General features: G+C 69.6%; 2 protein-coding genes. Both read right to left on the bottom strand.

Translation table 11 applies throughout. From position 1 onward, the window contains the following. The coding region (locus ACH107_RS32515) for a hypothetical protein (protein WP_412509734.1) at positions 1-434 on the bottom strand (434 nt) is incomplete at its 3' end. Then, a complete protein-coding gene (locus ACH107_RS32510) occupies positions 431-1,381 on the bottom strand; it encodes an aspartate carbamoyltransferase catalytic subunit (RefSeq protein WP_412509733.1) in 951 nt (316 codons plus the stop codon). The genes ACH107_RS32515 and ACH107_RS32510, both read right to left, overlap by 4 nt. Positions 1,382-1,797: the final 416 nt, after the last annotated feature.

The raw sequence follows: 1,797 nt of genomic DNA, 5'->3' as shown, positions 1-1,797 counted from the left end.
GGGGCCGCGCCGCGGGCGGCCTCGTCGGGCAGCGGGCTGAACTGCACCGGCGCACGCTCCTCGACATAGGTGCCGATCCAGCGCAGCGGCGCGCGCGGCGTGATTTCCTGCGCCACGCCCCCGAAGCCGCGTGACCGGACCACCACGACATGCCCCTTGAGCGCGTCCAGCCGCGCGCGGTCCTCCGCGACATCGGCCTCGGCGATACCCAGCCCCTCGATCATGTAGCCCGGAAGGCCCAGCCCCGTCAGGTCGCTCACCGGGAAGACCTCGATTTCGTCCGGATCGAGCGTATCGGCGCCGAGCGCGTCCCGCAGCGGCCAGCCATCCGCGCCCGGCGTGGCAAAGCCGTCGACCTCCGCCGCCGGCAGGTCGAGGGCGAACAGCCGGACGACACCGTGCTCGTGCGCCTTGATCTCGAACCGCTCGGTCATGCCATGACCCCCGCCGGCCGCGCCCGCAGGTTGCGGGCCAGCAGGTCCATCGCGGCCATGCGCACGGCCACGCCCATCTCGACCTGTTCCTGGATGACGCTGCGGTTGATGTCGTCGGCGATCTCGCCGTCGATCTCGACGCCGCGGTTCATCGGGCCGGGATGCATGACGATGGCATCCTGCCTGGCATGGCCCAGCTTCTCGGCGTCCAGCCCGTAGCGGAAGTAATACTCCCGCTCCGACGGGATGAAGCCGCCATCCATCCGCTCGCGCTGAAGACGCAGCATCATCACGACGTCAACGTCGCGCAGCCCCGCGCGCATGTCATCGAATACCTCGACCCCGAAATCGGCGATCCCCGACGGCATCAGGGTGGGCGGCCCGATCAGCCGTACCCGGTTTTCCATCTTGCCCAGCAGCAGGATGTTCGACCGCGCCACGCGACTGTGCGCGATGTCGCCGCAAATCGCGATGTTCAGCCGGTGCAGCCGCCCCTTGGCCCGCCGGATGGTCAGCGCATCCAGCAGGGCCTGCGTGGGGTGTTCGTGCCGCCCGTCGCCGGCATTCAGCACAGCGCAGTTGACCTTCTGCGCCAGCAGGTCCACCGCCCCGGAATGCGGATGGCGGACGACCAGCAGGTCGGGGTGCATGGCATTGAGCGTCATGGCGGTATCGATCAGCGTTTCGCCCTTCTTGATGGAGCTGGCCTGCATGGCCATGTTCATCACGTCCGCGCCAAGCCGCTTGCCCGCCAGTTCGAAACTGGCCTGCGTGCGGGTGGAGTTCTCGAAGAACATGTTGATCTGCGTCAGCCCCGCCAGCGCGTCGGCATGTTTCACGTCGCGCCGGTTCAGGGCGACGTATTGGTCGGCCAGGTCCAGCACGGCGGTGATGTCGGACTGGGCAAGGGGCTCGATCCCCAGCAGGTGGGCGTGTGAATAGGTCATGCCGTCTCCTTGCCGATACGGCCCGCTTATAGAAAGGCCGGCGGCGCGGGGCAAGCGGGCAGTCGGCCCGCCGCGATACCGCGCGCCGCGTTTACCCGCGGGCCGGCCCGCGACGGCACCGACGCGATACCGGCGGCGCCCCGCCGCCATGCCGAAGGGCGTTTTTCACGTGAATTCCGCGCGTTAACCATGATTCGGCGCGCTTCCGCCCCCCGGGCGATCTGTCCGCTTTCCCCGCCCGCGGCGGCGGGATAGATTCGCCCCATGGAATCGGGGCTGGATTTTCACGCCGCGCTGGCGGCGCTCGACTGGCAGATCGACCTCGGCGCGACCGAGGCGATCGGCGACACCCCCGTGAACCGTTACGAGCAAGCCGCCGCTCCCGCCGCCCCGCGCCCGGCCACGCCCGGGCCGGC

The organism is Roseovarius halophilus (ex Wu et al. 2025), from assembly GCF_047086965.1.
This window is presented reverse-complemented; position numbering and strand designations above follow the sequence as displayed.

Coding starts and splice junctions, on each gene's coding strand:
- ACH107_RS32510 (WP_412509733.1), bottom strand. CDS start 1,381: ATGACCTATTCACACGCCCACCTGCTGGGGATCGAGCCCCTTGCCCAG.